Below are 17,920 nucleotides of genomic sequence, written 5' to 3'. Positions count from 1 at the left end.
GTCCCGACGTCGGTCTCCATACCCGTCCCGGCGACGGCCTGCGCGCTCGCCCACACACTCACGTCCGCACTCACCCACTCACTCCCACCCTCATTCCCAGCGGAACCAGCGTGCCGCGGCGGCCGTCAGCAGCACCGTCCAGGCCGCCAGGACGGCCAGGTGGATCCAGCCGGGCCAGTCGCCGGCGGCGGCCTGGTTCAGGGCTTCGGCGGCGGCGCCGAACGGGGTCCAGCCGACGATGTCGGCGAGCAGGTCCGGCATGGCCTGCACCGGCAGCCACACCCCCGCGCAGAACATCGCCGGGAACAGCGCGGCGGAGCCCACCGCTCCCGCGATCTTCGCCGTGCGGGACAGCGCGGAGAGCACGGCGCCCAGGGCGAGGGCGGCGGCCACGGCCAGGAGCAGGGCGAGAAGGTAGCCGAAGGGCTGACGCGGCAGCGGTACGCCGAAGGCGATCCGGCCGACGGCGAGCGAGAGCAGCGCCGAGAGCAGAGCGGCCCCGCCGTACACCAGCATCTGCGCGCCGAGCAGCGCGGTGGCCCGTACGGGGGTGGTGGCCATCCGGCGCAGGATGCCGTGCTCGCGGTAGGCGGTGAGGGTCTGCGGCATGCCCTGTACCCCGCCGACGATCAGGCCGAGCAGTACGGCGACCGGGACGTACGCGTCCACCGGGCGCAGTCCGCCGAAGGACGGGTCGGCTTCGCGGAAGGAGGGGATGGAGCCGAGGATCGCCAGCAGGAGGGTGGGGAACAGCAGGATCCAGAAGATTCCGCCGGGTTCACGGCGGAAGAGGCGGATCTCGGTGTGCAGGACGGCGGCGTTCAGGACGGCGGCGCGGGGGGCGGGGCTGGTCACGCCGGTACCTCCTCGGTGGTGTCGGGGCGGTCGGTGGCGGTGGCGTCCGCCCGCCGGGTCTTCGTCGGGTCCTTCTCCCCCGTCAGGTCCAGGAACGCGTCGTCCAGGGTGGCGTCGGTGACCCGGAGCTGGTGGGCGGTGACGCGGGTGCGGGCGAGGAGGGTGATGACGGCGTTGACGGTCTCGTCCGTGCCGGACAGGGTGACGCGGCCGTCCCGGTGCTCGATCGAGACGAGGGCGGGCAGGCCGTTCAGGTCGCGGTCGTCCAGGGGCGCGGAGGGCGTGAAGCTGATGACGGTGGCTCCCGCCGAGCGGCGGATCAGCCCGGCCGGGGTGTCCAGGGCGGCCACCCGGCCCTTGTCGATCACCGCGATCCGGTCGCAGAGCCGCTGGGCCTCCTCCATGAAGTGGGTGACGAGCAGGACGGTGACGCCGTTCGCGCGGATGTCCTCGATGAGTTCCCAGGTGTCGCGGCGGGCGCGCGGGTCCAGGCCGGTGGTGAGTTCGTCGAGGACGACGATCCGGGGGTCGCCGATGAGGGCGAGCGCGATCGACAGGCGCTGTTTCTGTCCGCCGGAGAGTTTGCCGAAGCGGCTGTTCAGGTGCGGGGTGAGCCCGAGGCGTTCGGCCAGGGGCCGCCAGTCGGCGGGGCGCGGGTAGAACGCGGCGTACAGCTCGAGGGCCTCACGGACGGTGAGCTTGGCCTGGAGTTCGCTGCGCTGGAGCTGGGCGCCGAGCACGCCGGCGACCGCGTCGTGCTCGGTGACGGGGTCGAGGCCGGTGACGCGGACCCGGCCGGAGTCGGGGACGCGCAGGCCCTCGACGCATTCGACGGTGGTCGTCTTGCCGGCGCCGTTGGGGCCGAGGACGCCGAAGATCTCGCCCTCCTCCACGGCGAAGGAGACACCGTCCACGACGGGCCGGCCCCCGTAGGACTTGCGCAGGTCGGTGACTTCGATGACAGGCATGGCATCAGCGTCGCCGTGCGCGGGCTCCCCGCACATCGGCCGACGCGCTCGACACCGCATCAACCGATCGGCCGATGGAGTGGTACGGCTTCGGGGGAGAGGGGGTACGGCGCAGGTCATGTGCGGGCGCGTGGACGGGGTCGGGCGTCGGGCGTAGGTCCTGCGGACCAGCGGGGTCCGGCCAAAACTCGGTGGGCAGCGCCGGTGACGGACCGTAGGCTCGCTGCTGATGGCCACGACACCCCCACCCCCCGAACCCCTTTCAGCCCCCGAGCCCGGTTCGCTCTCCGAGCCCGGCCCGCCCGCCGAACGCCGCACCACCGTCCGCGCGTTGCTGCGTCTGTGGCCGTACGTGCGGCCCGTGCGGGCGCGGCTGCTGACCGCCGCCGTCATCGCGATCCTCGCCTCGTGCATCGGCCTGGTCATCCCGCTGGTCCTGAAGTGGATGGTGGACGGCCCGATCGCCGGCCGGGACCCGGCGGGTGTGTGGCTGGGCGCGCTGTACCTGCTGCTGCTCGGGCTCGCGGAGGCACTGCTGTTCGGGCTCCGGCGGTGGCTGGTGGCGCGTCCGCTGGCGGGTATCGAGGCGGGGATGCGGGCGGACCTGTACCGGCATCTGCAGCGGCTGCCGGTGGCGTTCCACGACCGGTGGCCGTCGGGACAGTTGCTGTCCCGGGGGACCGCGGATCTGATGCTGGTCCGTATGTTCCTGGCCTTCCCGCTCACGTTTCTGCTGGTCAACGGGGTAACCATCCTTGTCGGTGTGATCATCATGCTGGTCCAGGACTGGGTTCTGGGACTGGTGGTCCTGATTCCCGCCGTGCCGGTGATGGCCACCTGCCTGATCTTCGAGAAGCGCTACTCCAGGGCGGCGCGGCTCGGACAGGACCAGGTCGGCGATCTGACGACGGTCGTCGAGGAGAGCGTGCTCGGCATCCGCGTCATCAAGGGGTTCGGACGGCACCGCAGCCAGGCGCGGGCGTTCCGGAGGCTGTCCGAGGATCTGCGCGGGACGGAGCTGCGCAAGGCCCGGCTGCTGGGCGCCATCATGAGCGTCATCGTGACGCTCCCGGAGCTGGCCATCGGCACGACACTGGTGCTGGGGACCGTGCGGGTGGCCGACGGGGACCTGTCCGCGGGCACCCTGGTGGCGTTCCTGTCGACGGCCCTGGCGCTGCGCTGGCCCGTGGACTCGATCGGCTTCCTGCTGGCGATGAGCCAGGAGGCGGCAACCGCGACCGAGCGGTACTTCGAGGTGATGGACGCCGAGGAGGAGCGGCCGGGCCCCGACGGCCCACGGACACCGGCCGCCCCCGGGGCCGACGACGGACTGCGCTTCCACGACGTCACCTTCCGCTATCCCGACGCCCCTTCCGGGACCCTGCCCGTCCTGGACCGCGTCGACCTGCACATCCGTCCCGGCGAGTCGATGGCCCTGGTCGGCGCGACCGGCAGCGGCAAGACCACGCTCACCGCCCTGGTCCCCCGGCTGCACGAGGCGACCTCGGGGCGGATCACCCTGGACGGCACGGACATCACCGCGCTCTCCCGCGAGGAGCTGCGGCGCAGGGTCTCCGTCGCCTTCGAGGAACCCACCCTGTTCTCGGCCGCGGTCGGGGAGAACGTGCTGATGGGCGCGGGGGCCGGGGCCGGGAGGGCCGAGTTGGAGCGGGCGCTGGGCGTGGCGCAGGCCGACTTCGTGAACGCGCTGCCGCAGGGCACCGACACCCAGGTCGGCGAGCAGGGACTCAGCCTCTCCGGCGGGCAGCGGCAGCGCCTCGCGCTGGCCCGCGCGGTGGTCGGCCGGCCCGACTTCCTGGTGCTGGACGATCCGCTGTCCGCGCTCGACGTGCACACGGAGGCCGCGGTCGAGGCCGCCCTGCGCCGGGTGCTCGCCGACACCACGGCCCTGATCGTGGCGCACCGCCCGTCCACGGTCCTGCTGGCCGACCGCGTCGCCCTGCTCTCCGGCGGCCGGATCACGGCGGTCGGCACCCACCACGAACTGCTGCGCACCCACGCCGAGTACGCCCACCTCATGGCCGGCGACCCGGCGCGGGAACAGGAGGAACAGCGATGACGGCGGTTCCCACCGCACCCGCCCGCGACGAGGACGGCGAGGACGACGAGCCGCGGATCCGGGAGGCCGGCGACCCCTTCGACCGGGACGTCCTGCCCACTCCCCCGGATGCGAGCGGCGTCCTGCTGCGCTCCCTGCTGGCGCCGATGCCCGGCCGGGTCGCCCTGACGGCGCTTCTGCTGCTGCTCCAGCAGGCGGCGGTGCAGGCGGGCCCGCTCCTTGTGGCGTACGCGATCGACCGGGGCGTACCCGCGTTCCGGTCCGCCGACCACGGGCCGCTGATCGCGGTGGCGGTGGGCTATCTGCTGTGCGCGGCGTCGGGCGGCGTGCTGCAGTACGCGTTCATCGCCACCGCCGCCCGGGTCAGCCAGGATGTGCTGCTGGATCTGCGCGGCCGGATCTTCCGGCACGCGCAGGCGCTCAGCGTCGACTTCCACGAGCGCTACACCTCGGGCCGGCTCATCTCCCGCTCCACCACGGACGTCGAGTCGCTGCGGGAGCTGCTGGAGGAGGGCCTGCAGGAGCTGGTGACGGTCATCGTGTCCTGTGTCTACATCTCGGTGCTGCTGCTCTGGCTGGACCTCGGGCTCGGCGCGGTGGCGGTGGCCTCCTTCGTCCCGCTGTACGCACTCGTACGGTCGTACCGGCGGCGGGCCTCCGAGGTGTACCGGCTGCGGTCGACGGCGATCGCCGCGGTGATCGTGAAGTTCGTCGAAACGATGAACGGCATCCGCCCGGTGCGTGCCTTCCGCCGCGAGTCCGCCAACGACGCCGCGTTCCGGGAGCTGAACCGGCGGCACGAGCGGACCAACGGCGACGCGCTGCTCGAGATGGCCCGCTATGTCGTCGGCTCGCGGGTGACCGCCAACACGACGGTCGCGCTGGCCGTCCTGTGGGGCGCCTACCGGGTGGCGGACGGAACGCTCGCGCTCGGTGTGCTGGCGGCGGCGGTGCTGTATCTGCGGCGCCTGTACGACCCGATCGACCGGCTGGGCATGTTCCTCAACGCGTACCAGTCGGCGGCGGCCTCGCTGGAGAAGATCGCCGGTCTGCTGGCGCAGGTCCCGTCCGTGCCGGAGCCGGTGTCCCCCGGTGAGCTGCCCGAGCGGCTCTCGGAGCATCCGGGGCGCGAGGTCGTCTTCGACGGGGTCCGCTTCGCGTACCGCACCGGTGGGGAGGTGCTGCCCCGTTTCGACCTGACGCTCCCCGCCGGGCAGACCGTCGCGGTGGTCGGCTCGACCGGGGCGGGCAAGTCGACGCTGGCGAAGCTGCTCGCCCGCTTCTACGACCCCACCGACGGCCGGGTCCTGCTCGACCGCGTCGACCTGCGTGACCTGCCGGGGCCCGAACTGCGGCGCGGGGTGGTCATGGTGACGCAGGAGGCGTTCCTGTTCTCCGGCACGGTCGCCGAGAACATCGCCCTCGGCCGTCCGGAGGCCGGCCGCGCGGAGATCGAGCAGGCGGCGAAGGAGATCGGCGCGCACGACTTCATCAGCGCCCTCCCGGACGGCTACGACACCGACGTACGCAAGCGGGGCGGCCGCATCTCGGCCGGCCAGCGCCAGCTCGTGGCGTTCGCGAGGGCGTTGCTCGCCGATCCCGCCGTGCTGATCCTGGACGAGGCGACCAGTTCGCTGGACATCCCCGGTGAGCGGGCGGTGCAGCGCGCGATGGCGACGGTGCTGCGGGGCCGTACGGCGGTGGTGATCGCCCACCGCCTGTCCACCGTGGAGATCGCGGACCGCGTCCTGGTGATGGAACACGGCCGGATCGTGGAGGACGGCACTCCGGCCGAACTCGTCGCGGGCACAGGCCGCTTCGCGGACCTGCACCGGGCGTGGCGGGACAGTCTGGCGTAGGCGCGACAGCGCAGGGGGTAAGTGGATGATCGACGCGTACGGGGACCCCGGCACGCCCGACGGCCGGGGCGGGACCCGCTATCTGTGGTGGCTGGTCCTGCGGCAGCCGGGCCGGTGTGCGGCGGGGGCGGTGTTCGGCAGCGTGTGGATGGTGCTGCTGGCGGCGACGCCGTATCTGATGTCCCGGGCGGTGGACGAGGGACTCGAACCGGGCGACATGGGGGCCCTGGTTCTCTGGACGGGGGCCCTGTTCGCGGTGAACGGGGTCAACTCCTGGCTCAGCATCATGCGGCACCGCACGATGACCCGGGTGCGGATGGACGCCCACTTCCGCACGGTGAAGGTGGTCGTCGGGCAGACGGTGCGGCTCGGTGCCTCGCTGTCGCGTGCCACCGGGGCCGGAGAGGTCGTCACCATCGGGGTCGGTGACGTGCAGATGATCAGCCAGTCGCTCACCGCCGTCGGGCCCGGGGTGGGCGCGGTCGTGGCCTATGGGGCGGTGGCCGGACTGCTGCTGTCGGTGTCGCCGCTGCTGGCGCTGGTCGTGCTGCTCGGGGTGCCGGTGATCGCACTCGTGGTGGGGCCGTTGGCGGGGCGGTTGCAGGGGACGGAGACGGAGTACCGGGAGCGGCAGGGCGTGCTGACCGCGCGGATCGGGGATCTGGCGGGCGGTCTGCGGGTGCTGAGCGGTCTCGGCGGCAAGGGCCTGATGGCGGAGGCGTTCCGGCGGGACTCGCAGCGGTTGCGCGAACAGGGTTACCGGGTCGGTGCGGTGACCAGCTGGATGCAGGCACTCGGCGTCGGCCTGCCGACGCTGTTTCTGGCGGGGGTGACCTGGATCGCCGCCCGGCTGGCCGCCCAGGGGCAGATCAGCGTGGGCGAGCTGGTGTCGGTGTACGGCTATGTGGCCGTGCTGGTGTGGCCGGTGATGTTCCTGATCGAGTGCGGCTACCAGCTGAGCCGGGGTGTGGTGGCCGCCCGGCGGGTGGCGGCGTTCCTCCGGCTGGAACCGCCGGCCGGCACCGGCGAGGCCGCCGCGCCCGCCGAACCGTCGGTGCTGTACGACCCCGGGTCGGGGGCGCGGGTGCTGCCGGGCCGGCTGACCGCGCTCGCCGCGGCGCGCCCGGCCGACGCGGCCGGCGTGGTGGACCGGCTCGGCCGGTATGTGCCGTCGTCGGCCACCTGGGGCGGGCGGCGGCTGGACGCGATCGCGCTCGCCGAGGTCCGGGAACGGATTCTGGTCGCCGACCACGAGGCCGATCTGTTCGCCGGTCCGCTGCGTGAGGTGGTGGCCGGCCGCCGTGCGGCCGAGGACGCGGACGTCCTGCGCGCCTTGCGCGCGGTCGCCGCCGACGACATCGTGCGGGGCCTGCCCGACGGTCTGGGCTCGGTGGTGTCCGCCCAGGGGCGCAGTCTCTCCGGGGGACAGCGGCAACGCGTGCGGCTGGCACGTGCGGTGCTGTCCGATCCCGAGGTGCTGCTGGCCGTCGAGCCCACCTCGGCGCTCGACGCGCACACCGAGGCCGCGGTCGCCGAGGGGCTGCGCGCGGTGCGCCGGGGCCGTACGACGGTGGTGACGTCCACTTCGCCGCTGATGCTGGACCGCGTCGACCAGGTGCACTTCCTGGTGGACGGCAAGGTGGCCGCCACCGGCAGCCACCGCGAACTCCTCGATCGTGAGCCCGGATACCGGGCGTTGGTGGCCAGGGACACCGCCGGGGAATCAACCGGGCGATCTGCCGAGGAAGCCGGTGAGGGGGCCGTGCGGTGAGCCGAGGAGAACTGCCGGTCGCCGAGCCCACCGAGGTGCGCCGGGCGGCCGTGGCGCTGGTGAAGGCGGACGGACGGGCCTTCGCCGCGGTGCTGGCCCTGAACTCGCTGGCCGCTCTGGCGGGGCTGGCCGGGCCGTGGCTGCTGGGGCGGATCATCGACGGGGTGCGCGACGGGGACGGTGTGAGCGTGGTGGACCGGCTGGCGCCGGTCATCCTGCTGTGCGCGGTCGGGCAGTTGCTGCTGGCCCGCTGGGCCCGTTACGTGGGGCACCGCTTCGGGGAGCGGACGCTGGCCCGGGTCCGGGAGGGCTTCGTGGACCGGGCGCTGGCGCTGCCCTCGTCGGTGGTGGAGCGGGCCGGCACCGGGGATCTGACGGCGCGGGGCACGGCCGATGTGACCGTCGTCGGCACCACCCTGCGCGACGCCGGGCCGGCGCTGCTGGTCAACGGGGTGCAGGCGGTGTTCGTCATGGCGGCGGTCTTCCTGGTGGATCCCTTGCTGGGCGCCCTCGGCCTGCTGGGGCTCGCCCCGATCGGGTTCGTGCTGCGCTGGTATCTGCGCCGGGCCCGCGCCGGATACCTCGCCGAGGGCGCGGCCGTCTCGGATGTGGCGGAGATCGTCGCGGCGACGGCGGCGGGGGCGCGCACGGTGGAGGCGTTCGGGCTCCGGCAGCAGCGGGTCCGGGCGAGCCGGGAGGCGCTGGAGACCTCCCGGCGCGCCCGTTTCCACACCCTGTTCCTGCGGACGGTGTTCTTCCCGGTGGTGGAGGTCTCGTACGCCGTCCCGGTGGCCGGCGTACTCCTGATCGGCGGGGTGCTGCACGGACGGGGCGTGGTGAGCCTGGGCGCGGTGGTGAGCGCCGCCCTGTATCTGCTGCAGTTGAGCGGGCCGCTGGACGAGGTGCTGATGCGGATCGAGCAACTGCAGAGCAGCGGTGCCTCGTTCGCCCGGGTGGAGGGGCTGGCGAGGGTGCCGCGCGCGGCGGGGCACGGCGGCGTTCCGGATCCGGCCGGTGACCGCATCGACGTGACCGGTGTGCGCTACGCCTACGACGGGGGCGCCGAGGTGCTGCGCGGGGTCGATCTGACGGTGCGGCCGGGTGAACGGTTGGCCGTGGTGGGGCCGTCCGGCGCGGGCAAGACCACGCTGAGCCGGCTGCTCGCGGGCGTGGACGCGCCGACCGCAGGGACGGTGACGGTGGGCGGAGCGCCCGTGGCCCGGCTGGACCCGGATCTGCTGCGCCGGCAGGTCGTGCTGGTCACTCAGGAGCACCACGTGTTCCTCGGTTCGGTGCGCGACAATCTGCGCATCGCCGAACCGGGCGCGGAGGACGGCGCGTTGTGGGCCGCGCTGACCGCGGTGGGCGCCGACACGTGGGTGCGGGAGCTGCCGGAGGGTCTGGACACCGGGCTGGGGCACGGCGGTTGCGCCCCGGACGGCTCCCAGGCCCAGCAACTGGCTCTGGCCCGGGTGGTGCTGGCGGATCCGCACACGCTGATCCTCGACGAGGCGACCGCCCTGCTCGACCCGACGACCGCGCGCCACACCGAGCGCGCGCTGGCCGCCGTCCTCGCGGGACGCACCGTCATCGCGATCGCACACCGGCTGCACACCGCGCACGACGCGGACCGCGTGGCGGTGATGGAGGACGGCCGGCTGACCGAACTCGGCACGCACGAGACCCTGGTGGCGGCGGGCGGGGCGTACGCGGCGCTCTGGCACTCGTGGCACGGGGGCCGGCCGGACCGCCCGTAGCCCATGACCCGGCGGCGGACGGCCGGGGTCCTTGGGGCGTTCGTCCCCGAGCCGCGGGCCGGGGAGGGAGCCGTCGATGTCACGCGCCTCATGCCCGTCGGCGGCTGATTCCCGCGCCGTGCCCCCGCCCACCCCTCGCGCCCCACGTCCTCGCACACCAACCCGTTCTTATACCGAACCCGGACTCCCGCACAACGAACGGTTTCCGGCCAAGTTTCTGACGCGCTCCTGACAGAAACCGCGATCACCTGCCACTCTTCCCACGGCCCTCGCGCGGCAACCCCACAGCGCCACCGAACCGTCGCGCCCCGGCCATCGCTCCAGCACAGCAGTACGTGGTACCGCGTACCGCCCTGTTCTGCCCGGCCGGCTCACCAGTCGGCCGGTCTCCCCTGGCCGCACAACCCGCGGCCGCGCAGAAGGAGTCAGTGTTGAGAAGCAGGTCCTCCCACAGACGCACCCCCCTCGCCACACACCGCCGCACCGCGGCCGTCGCCCTCGCCGGGGTCGCCGCCCTGGTCGCCACGGCCGTGCAGGCCGGCAGCGCCACCGCTGTCCCGGACTCCGCGCCGGCCGCCGGACAGGCGAAGCCCGCCGCGGAGTCGGTCCGGCTCACCCCCGCCCAGCGCGCCGAGCTGATCCGCGAGGCGAACGCCACCACGGCGGACACCGCCGAGGACCTCGGTCTGAGCGCGAAGGAGAAGCTCGTCGTCCGTGACGTCCTCAAGGACCGCGACGGCACCGTCCACGTCCGCTACGAGCGCACCTACGACGGCCTGCCCGTCCTCGGCGGCGACCTGGTCGTGCAGGGCGACAGCCCCGGCGAGGCCGAGTCCGTCGTCAAGGCCACCCGGGTCGCGGTGAAGCCCGCCACGACCACCGCCAAGGTGTCCTCCGCCAAGGCGGAGCAGCAGGCCCTGTCCGCCGCGAAGGCCGAGGACGCCCAGAGCCCCGACGTGGACGGCGCCCCGCGCAAGGTGATCTGGGCCGCGAGCGGCACCCCCAGGGTAGCGTACGAGACGGTCGTCGGCGGACTCCAGCACGACGGCACCCCGCAGGAGCTGCACGTCGTCACCGACGCCACCACGGGCGAGAAGCTGTACGAGTGGCAGGCCATCGAGAACGCGACCGGCCACACCGTCTACAGCGGCACCGTCACCCTGAACTCCACCCAGTCCGGGTCGACGTACAACCTCACCGACGGCGCGCGCGGCGGGCACAAGACGTACAACCTGAACCGCGGCACCTCCGGCACCGGCACCCTGTTCTCCGGCTCCGACGACGTCTGGGGCAACGGCACCTCGTCCAACCTGGAGTCAGCCGCCGCCGACGCCCACTACGGGGCCGCGCTGACCTGGGACTACTACAAGAACGTGCACGGCCGCAGCGGCATCCGCGGCAACGGCGTGGGCGCCTACTCCCGGGTCCACTACGGCAACAACTACGTCAACGCCTTCTGGTCGGACAGCTGCTTCTGCATGACCTACGGCGACGGATCGGGCAACGCCAACCCGCTGACCTCGATCGACGTCGCCGCGCACGAGATGACCCACGGCCTCACCTCGAACACCGCGGGCCTCGTCTACAGCGGAGAGTCCGGTGGCCTCAACGAGGCGACCAGCGACATCTTCGGCTCGACCGTCGAGTTCTACGCGAACAACTCCTCCGACGTCGGTGACTACCTCATCGGCGAGAAGATAAACATCAACGGCAACGGCACCCCGTTGCGCTACATGGACAAGCCGAGCAAGGACGGCGCGTCCAAGGACGCCTGGTACTCCGGGATCGGCTCGATCAACGTGCACTACTCCTCGGGCCCCGCCAACCACTTCTTCTACCTGCTGAGCGAGGGCAGCGGCACCAAGACCGTCAACGGCGTCAGCTACAACTCGCCCACCTCGGACGGCCTGCCGGTCACCGGCATCGGCCGCGCCAAGGCGGAGAAGATCTGGTTCCGCGCACTGACCACCAAGTTCACCTCGACCACCAACTACGCGGGCGCCCGCACCGGCACCCTCGCGGCCACCGGTGAGCTGTACGGCACGGCCAGCGCCGAGTACAAGGCGGTGCAGAACGCCTGGGCCGGCGTCAACGTCGGCGCCCGCTCCAGTGGCTGAGGACGCGGGACCGGGCGGTCGGGCGGCCCGGGACACCGGCCGCCTCAGCGGCCAAAAGCCCGCCCTCCCGTAGGCCGCAGGCCCGCCGTACGCGGTGAAGGGGCGCCCGCACCGGAGGGTAGGACTCCGGTGCGGGCGCCCCGGTGTCACCGGTTCCGCGGGCCGCCCTACCCTTGGGTCCCATGTCTTCGGCGGACTTCACCTACGACCATGTCGGCGCGACCCGCGAGCCGGGTTTCTGCCCTCCCGGATTCCATCCCCTGCACTTCCGCACCCGGCTCGGCGAGGGCGAGGCGGTCTTCCGCCAGGGCTCGGAGGCGGTCCTCACCTGGGAGCTGCACCGGGCCCTGGGGGTCGGGTTCGACACCTCCGCCGACCGTGCGGCGCCCGGCGTCGACGTCACCGTCACGCTCGCCGGAGTGGTCCGGGCGCCCTGCCGGGTGGTCTGGACGGTGGAGGAGTACCGCAAGGCCGGCTGGGCGTACGGCACGCTGCCCGGTCATCCGGAGTGCGGCGAGGAGTCCTTCGTCGTGCACCGCACCGGTGACGGGACGGTGTGGCTGACCGTCTCGGCGTTCAGCAGGCCGGCCAGGTGGTACTCCCGTGCGGCCGGCCCGGCCGCGCGCGGGCTGCAGCAGGCCTACGCCCGCCGCTGCGGCACGGTCCTGCGCCGCCTCGCGACGAAGGGCCTCAAGGAGTTCTGAGGCCCTTGGTGCCTGTCCGGCGGATCATGCCGGGGACGCGGGCGGCCGGCAGGCTCTCCCCCCACGCTCTTCGAGCAGGGGCCCCCGGCGGCGTTGTCGTCGGTCGTCGCCGACTCCCCCGAGCTCCCGGCTCCTCCCCCGGCTACCGCTGGGAGGTGCCCCGGAGCAGGGGGGACCCCATCGCGTCGGCGCCCCCCTCCGCCTTGCCGCCGGACGCACCGGCCCCCGCTCACCCGCGCTGACAAGGTGCCGTCGGCATCCTCCGACTTGATCCGCCGGACAGGCCCTGCTTCCTCCGCCCGCTACCGCCGCCTCACCGCATCAGTAACCCGGCGGCCCCCAGGGCGTCCTCCGAGGGGACCGCGACCAGGCCCAGTTCCGTGCCCTGCGCCAGCAGCCGGTGGCTGGGCAGGATACGGACCGTGTAGCCGAACGGCCCGGTGCGGTCCAGGGAGAGCGGGCCCTCGTACACCCAGCGGCCCTCCAGGTCGGCGGCGCCCACCGGCTTCAGCGGCACGGGGGCCGCGTCGGCGATGCGGTCCTCCTCGTCCACCCGTCCGGAGACCGCCTGGACCTCGACGTCGTCCGGGCCGAGGTCGCCGAGGCCGACGCGCACCCGTAGCCCGAGGGTGGTGCCGAGTTCCGCCGTGCCCATCGCCTCCGACGTCTCGACATGGTCGACGGTCACGCCGTGCCAGGCGGCGCGCACCCGGGTCTTCCACCGGGCGAGGTCCCTCGCGGCGTCCGGGTCCATCGCGCGGTGGCCGCCGGCGGCGGGCGCGTACAGGCGCTCGACGTACTCACGGACCATGCGGCCGGCCAGCACCTTCGGACCGAGCAGGCTCAGGGTGTGCCGGACCATCTCCAGCCACCGGTCCGGCAGCCCGCTCTCGCCCCGCTCGTAGAAGCGCGGGGTGATCCGCTGCTCCAGCAGGTCGTACAGCGCGGCGGCCTCTATGGCGTCGCGCCGGTCCGGGTCGGTACCCGCCCCGTCCGCGGTGGGGACGGCCCAGCCGAAGTCGGGCTGGAACCACTCGTCCCACCAGCCGTCCAGCACCGAGAGGTTGAGACAGCCGTTGAGGGCGGCCTTCATGCCGCTGGTGCCGCACGCCTCCAGCGGCCGCAGCGGATTGTTCAGCCAGATGTCGCAGCCGGGGTAGAGCTTCTGCGCCATCGCCATGCCGTAGTCGGGCAGGAACACGATCCGGTGCCGCACCCGGGGGTCGTCGGCGAACCGGACCAGCTCCTGGATGAGCCGCTTGCCGCCCTCATCCGCCGGGTGCGCCTTGCCCGCGACCACGATCTGCACCGGCCGCTCGGGGTGCAGCAGCAGGTTCATCAGCCGGTCCCGGTCCTGCAGCATCAGCGTCAGCCGCTTGTACGAGGGGACCCGCCGGGCGAACCCGATGGTCAGCACGTCCGGGTCGAGCACCCGGTCGATCCAGCCCAGCTCCGCCGTCCCGGCACCGCGCTGCCGCCAGGAGGCGCGCAGCCGCTCCCGCACCTCCATCACCAGCAGGGTGCGCAGGGACCGGCGCAGCTCCCAGATGTCCTCGTCCGGGATGTCCGCGACCGAGTCCCAGCGGTCCGAGCCACCGACGGTCAGCGCCTCCTCGGCGCGCTCGGCACCGATCTGCCGGGCGCCGAGCCGGAGCACCTCGGGGGCGACCCAGGTGGGCGCGTGCACCCCGTTGGTCACGGAGGTGATGGGCACCTCCTCGGGGTCGAATCCGGGCCAGAGTCCGGCGAACATCTCGCGGCTGACGCTGCCGTGCAGCAGGGACACGCCGTTGGCGCGCTGGGCGAGGCGCAGGCCCATCACGGCCATGTTGAACAGGCCGGGCTCGCCGCCGGGGTACGTCTCCCTGCCCAGCCCGATGACACGGTCGACGTCGATGCCCGGCAGTTCGGCGTCGGGACCGAAGTGGCGGGCGACCAGGTCGCGGTCGAAGCGGTCGATGCCGGCCGGTACGGGGGTATGCGTGGTGAACACGGTCCCGGCCCGGACGGCCTCCAGGGCGGCGGCGAACTCCAGTCCGTCGGAGCCCAGTTCGGCGATGCGCTCCAGACCGAGGAAACCGGCGTGGCCCTCGTTGGTGTGGAACACCTCGGGTGCCGCGTGCCCGGTGAGCCGGCAGTACGCGCGCACCGCCCGCACACCCCCTATGCCGAGCAGCATCTCCTGGAGCAGCCGGTGCTCGCTGCCGCCGCCGTAGAGCCGGTCGGTGACGCCGCGTTCGCGGAGGTCGTTCTCCTCGACGTCGGAGTCCAGCAGGAGCAGGGGGACCCTGCCCACCTGGGCCAGCCAGATCCGGGCGCGCAGCGACCGGCCGCCGGGCAGCGCGAGGCTCACCAGGGTGGGCGCGGAGTCGGGCTCCTTGAGCTGGACGAGGGGCAGCTCGTTGGGGTCGAGGACGGGGTAGTGCTCCTGCTGCCAGCCGTCCCGGGACAGGGTCTGACGGAAGTAACCGTGCCGGTAGAGCAGGCCGACGCCGATCAGCGGGACGCCGAGGTCGCTGGCGGCCTTGAGATGGTCGCCGGCCAGGATGCCGAGCCCGCCGGAGTACTGCGGCAGGGCGGCCGTGATGCCGAACTCCGGGGAGAAGTAGGCGATGGCGGCGGGCAGTTGGTCGCTCTGCGGCCGGGTGCCGGACTGGGTCTGGTACCAGCGGTCGCCGGTCATGTACGTGTGCAGGTCGTCCGCGGCCGCGTCGAGGCGGCCCAGGAACGCGCGGTCGCCGGCCAGCTCGGTGAGCCGCTCGGGCCCCACGCTGCCCAGCAGCCGTACGGGGTCGTGACCGCAGGCGGCCCAGCATTCGGGGTCGACGGACTGGAAGAGGTCGCCGGTCGGCGCGTGCCAGGACCAGCGCAGATTGCGGGCCAGGTCGCTGAGGGGCCGGAGGGGGTCGGGGAGAACGGGTCGGACGGTGAATCGACGGATCGCCTTCAAATTCCACCTCGGCGCGAGTCGCGGTGCGGAGGGACGGCAGTGTGCGTCCGGTCGTCCCGCACGACACTACCGGCGGAAACGGTATCCACGGCGGAAGTCGGACAACCCGGTCCCGGCGTGCCCCCGCCCAAACGATTCACCGCATGGCGGATATGGCCGATTCCCTACCTGTAGGCGTCCTTGTGGGGCTTCGTTCCGCACGAGACGCTGCCACGGTGGCGTGCCGGCCCGCGCCGGGTGCACCCCGGCCCGCGGCGCCGTACGCATGGCCTGTCGTTTGGATCATGCCGCAGGGAGGTGACGGTGCCTTGGCAGTGCTGGTGAGCGGGGACTGGTGCGTACAGCTGCAAGACGGAGGAGGGAGTCGACGCGATGGGGGTCCCCCCGCTCATGGGGGTCCCCCCGCTCGAGCGAAGCCGAGAGTGGGGGAGTCGGCGAGTGACGACAACGCGGCTGGGGGTCCCCCCTGCTCGAAGAGCTTGGGGGAGGGCGTGCCAGCCCCCGCGTCTGCGGCATGATCCAAGCGCCAGGCCCTAGTCGAGGAGGGGAACTCGGACCATGGCACGGACGCGAACGCGGTGTCTGCGCCGGGCGGGGGGCATGACGGCGACCATGACGGCGATCCTGTGCGCCGCGACGGTTTCGGCCGCGACCCTGCCCGCGCACGCCGCGCCCATGGGGCGGATATCCGGCGCCGGAGCACCCGGCTCCGTGGCAGGCAGCTACCTGGTGACACTGAGGGAGGGGACCACGGCCCGCTCGGCGGCGGGCCGGGATCTCGCCGCACGCTACGGGGCGAGAATCAGCCATACCTACGGCACGGTACTGAACGGCTACGCCATCCGGGCGGACGCGAGACAGGCGGCGCGGCTCGCGGCCGACCCCCGGGTCTCCTCGGTCGCCCAGGACACCCTGGTGACCCGGGTCGGTACGCAGAAGAACCCGCCGTCCTGGGGACTGGACCGGGTCGACCAGCGGAACCTGCCGCTGAGCAAGCGGTACGCCTCGCCGGGCACGGCGGGTGCCGGGGTGACGGTCTACATCATCGACACCGGTGTACGGATCTCGCACCGGGACTTCGGCGGCCGGGCCCGGCACGGCTGGGACTTCGTCCAGAACGACCGGACCGCCCAGGACGGCAACGGCCACGGCACCCATGTGGCCGGCATCGTCGCGGGGAAGACGTACGGCGTCGCGAAGCGGGCCCGGATCGTCTCCGTCCGCGTGCTGGACAACGCGGGTTCGGGCACCACCGCCCAGGTGATCGCGGGCATCGACTGGGTGACCCGGAACGCGAGGAAGCCCGCGGTCGCCAACCTCAGTCTCGGCGGCTTCCACAACGCGCAGTTGAACGCCGCCGTCCGCGCCTCCATCGCGTCCGGCGTCAGTTACACGGTCGCCGCGGGCAACGAGGGCAAGGCGGCCGCGCTGTACTCGCCCGCGGGGGTCACACAGGCGATCACGGTGGGCGCGACCGACCGGCAGGACAAGAAACCGGCCTTTTCCAACCACGGTTCGGCCGTCGACCTGTTCGCCCCCGGGGTCACTATCACCTCGGCGGCCGCCACGAGCGACACCGGGCGGGTCGCCGCCTCGGGTACGTCGATGGCGTCCCCGCACGTGGCGGGCGCGGCCGCGCTGTATCTCGCCGGGCACCGGCGGGCGACCCCGGCGCAGGTGGCGAGCGCCCTGGTCAAGGAGGCGACGACCGGGAAGGTGAGCGGCCGTGGACTCGGCTCGCCGAACCGGCTGTTGCGGACGCCGGCGCCCTAGGGGGTTTGTCGGACGGCGGCGTGGGAGCGGGCCCATCGGGGACCGGCTCCGCCTTGCCCGGGCGGGGCCGGTCTTGTGTGTCGACATACGCGTGAGTAGTTAACAAAGTGTCGGATTGCTCACCCGAATAGGGTGGGAAGGCTCCTTCGGTACACCCCTCAGGAACACCGCCGTGCACCACGGAACACGACGGAGCGTCACGCAGCCACGCAGGACCCCGCAGGACCCACCTCCCCACAGTCATCCGCCCACCTACGTTGACGCGGACAGGAGCGGTCATGCCCGCCAAGCACCCTTCGTCATCTCCCCCGAAGCCCGACACCGCAGAGACACCCTCGGCGCCCGGTTCCACCACACCGGCGCGGGCCGGTTCCGGGACGCCCCCGAAGCCCGGCCCGCGCCCGTCCGCGAAACGCGGTTCCGGAACACCTCCCGTCCGGCCGGGCGGCAAGGGCGGACATCCGTCGCCCGCGCCGTCACCCCCGTCGTCACCCGCGCCGTCGCCCGTTGCGGGAGCGAGCACCGTGAGCGCCGCCCCCGTAAGCACCCTCTCCGCCACCTCCGTGGGCCGTATCCCCGTCCTCGACGTCCGGCCGATGGTCCGCGAGGGGCGCCGGCCGGCGAAGGCGGTCGTCGGGGAGACGTTCGAGGTGACGGCGACCGTGTTCCGTGAGGGGCATGACGCGGTGGCCGCCCATGTCGTCCTGACCGATCCGAAGGGCCGGCGGGGGCCGTTCACGCCGATGCGGGAGCTGGCGCCCGGCACCGACCGCTGGGGGGCCACCGTCACCGCAGGGGGGACGGGGAACTGGACGTACACCGTGGAGGCGTGGGGCGATCCGGTCACCACCTGGCGGCGCCACGCGCGGATCAAGATTCCGGCGGGCATGGACACGGAGCTGGTCCTGGAGGAGGGCGCCCGGCTCCACGAGCGGGCGGCGGCCCACGTCCCGGAACCGGACCGGCGGGCCGCTCTCCTCACCGCCGTGGACGCGCTGCGCGACGAACGGCGTCCGGCGTCGTCCCGGCTGGCGGGGGCGTTGACGCCGGAGGTGGACGCGGTGCTGGCCCGGTATCCGCTGCGGG

At 73.2% G+C, this 17,920-nt stretch carries 11 protein-coding genes; 8 read left to right on the top strand and 3 right to left on the bottom strand.

Features of this window, described 5'->3' with window-relative positions:
• Positions 1-90 precede the first annotated feature (90 nt).
• The gene (locus tag ACFPZI_RS09900) at positions 91-825 is read right to left on the bottom strand and encodes an ABC transporter permease (protein ID WP_381361456.1); all 735 of its coding nucleotides are present in this window, start codon (positions 823-825) and stop codon (positions 91-93) included.
• A 26-nt stretch (positions 826-851) separates the two neighbouring features.
• Complete coding sequence (locus ACFPZI_RS09895) at positions 852-1,823, bottom strand: ABC transporter ATP-binding protein (protein ID WP_381361016.1); 972 nt, start codon at positions 1,821-1,823, stop codon at positions 852-854.
• A 229-nt stretch (positions 1,824-2,052) separates the two neighbouring features.
• On the opposite strand from ACFPZI_RS09895, the gene ACFPZI_RS09890 reads away from it, so the two are divergent.
• The 6 genes from ACFPZI_RS09890 (at position 2,053) to ACFPZI_RS09865 (ending at position 12,111) form a co-directional block, all read left to right on the top strand.
• Positions 2,053-3,903 carry an ABC transporter ATP-binding protein gene (locus tag ACFPZI_RS09890; protein WP_381361014.1) on the top strand — a complete coding sequence of 617 codons (1,851 nt, stop codon included), beginning with the start codon at positions 2,053-2,055 and terminating at the stop codon, positions 3,901-3,903.
• Complete coding sequence (locus ACFPZI_RS09885; protein ID WP_381361011.1) at positions 3,900-5,762, top strand: ABC transporter ATP-binding protein; 1,863 nt, start codon at positions 3,900-3,902, stop codon at positions 5,760-5,762. Before ACFPZI_RS09890 ends, ACFPZI_RS09885 begins: the two co-directional genes overlap by 4 nt.
• A gap of 25 nt (positions 5,763-5,787) precedes the next feature.
• Positions 5,788-7,533: an ABC transporter ATP-binding protein gene (locus ACFPZI_RS09880; protein ID WP_381361008.1), complete on the top strand. Its 1,746-nt coding sequence runs from the start codon at positions 5,788-5,790 to the stop codon at positions 7,531-7,533.
• The gene (locus tag ACFPZI_RS09875; RefSeq protein ID WP_381361006.1) at positions 7,530-9,290 is read left to right on the top strand and encodes an ABC transporter ATP-binding protein; all 1,761 of its coding nucleotides are present in this window, start codon (positions 7,530-7,532) and stop codon (positions 9,288-9,290) included. The genes ACFPZI_RS09880 and ACFPZI_RS09875 overlap by 4 nt, the downstream gene beginning before the upstream one ends.
• 431 nt (positions 9,291-9,721) lie before the next feature.
• Entirely contained in the window at positions 9,722-11,407 is a 1,686-nt protein-coding gene (locus tag ACFPZI_RS09870; protein WP_381361004.1) for a M4 family metallopeptidase, read from the top strand.
• 182 nt (positions 11,408-11,589) lie between these two features.
• Positions 11,590-12,111, top strand: coding sequence for a DUF1990 domain-containing protein (locus ACFPZI_RS09865; RefSeq protein WP_381361001.1), 522 nt, complete (start codon positions 11,590-11,592; stop codon positions 12,109-12,111).
• Positions 12,112-12,424: 313 nt separating this feature from the next.
• Here ACFPZI_RS09865 and ACFPZI_RS09860 read toward each other — a convergent pair whose 3' ends face one another.
• Positions 12,425-15,061: a glycosyltransferase family 1 protein gene (locus tag ACFPZI_RS09860; RefSeq protein WP_381360998.1), complete on the bottom strand. Its 2,637-nt coding sequence runs from the start codon at positions 15,059-15,061 to the stop codon at positions 12,425-12,427.
• Between the two features lie 558 nt (positions 15,062-15,619).
• On the opposite strand from ACFPZI_RS09860, the gene ACFPZI_RS09855 reads away from it, so the two are divergent.
• The gene (locus ACFPZI_RS09855) at positions 15,620-16,834 is read left to right on the top strand and encodes a S8 family peptidase (protein WP_381360995.1); all 1,215 of its coding nucleotides are present in this window, start codon (positions 15,620-15,622) and stop codon (positions 16,832-16,834) included.
• A gap of 278 nt (positions 16,835-17,112) precedes the next feature.
• The coding region (locus ACFPZI_RS09850) for a maltotransferase domain-containing protein (protein WP_381360992.1) at positions 17,113-17,920 on the top strand (808 nt) is incomplete at its 3' end.

Origin of the sequence: Streptomyces chlorus, assembly GCF_042655885.1 — a bacterium.
Lineage (GTDB): Bacteria > Actinomycetota > Actinomycetes > Streptomycetales > Streptomycetaceae > Streptomyces > Streptomyces chlorus.
Note: the sequence above shows the minus strand (reverse complement) of the source record. Positions and strands in the feature narration are given on the sequence as shown.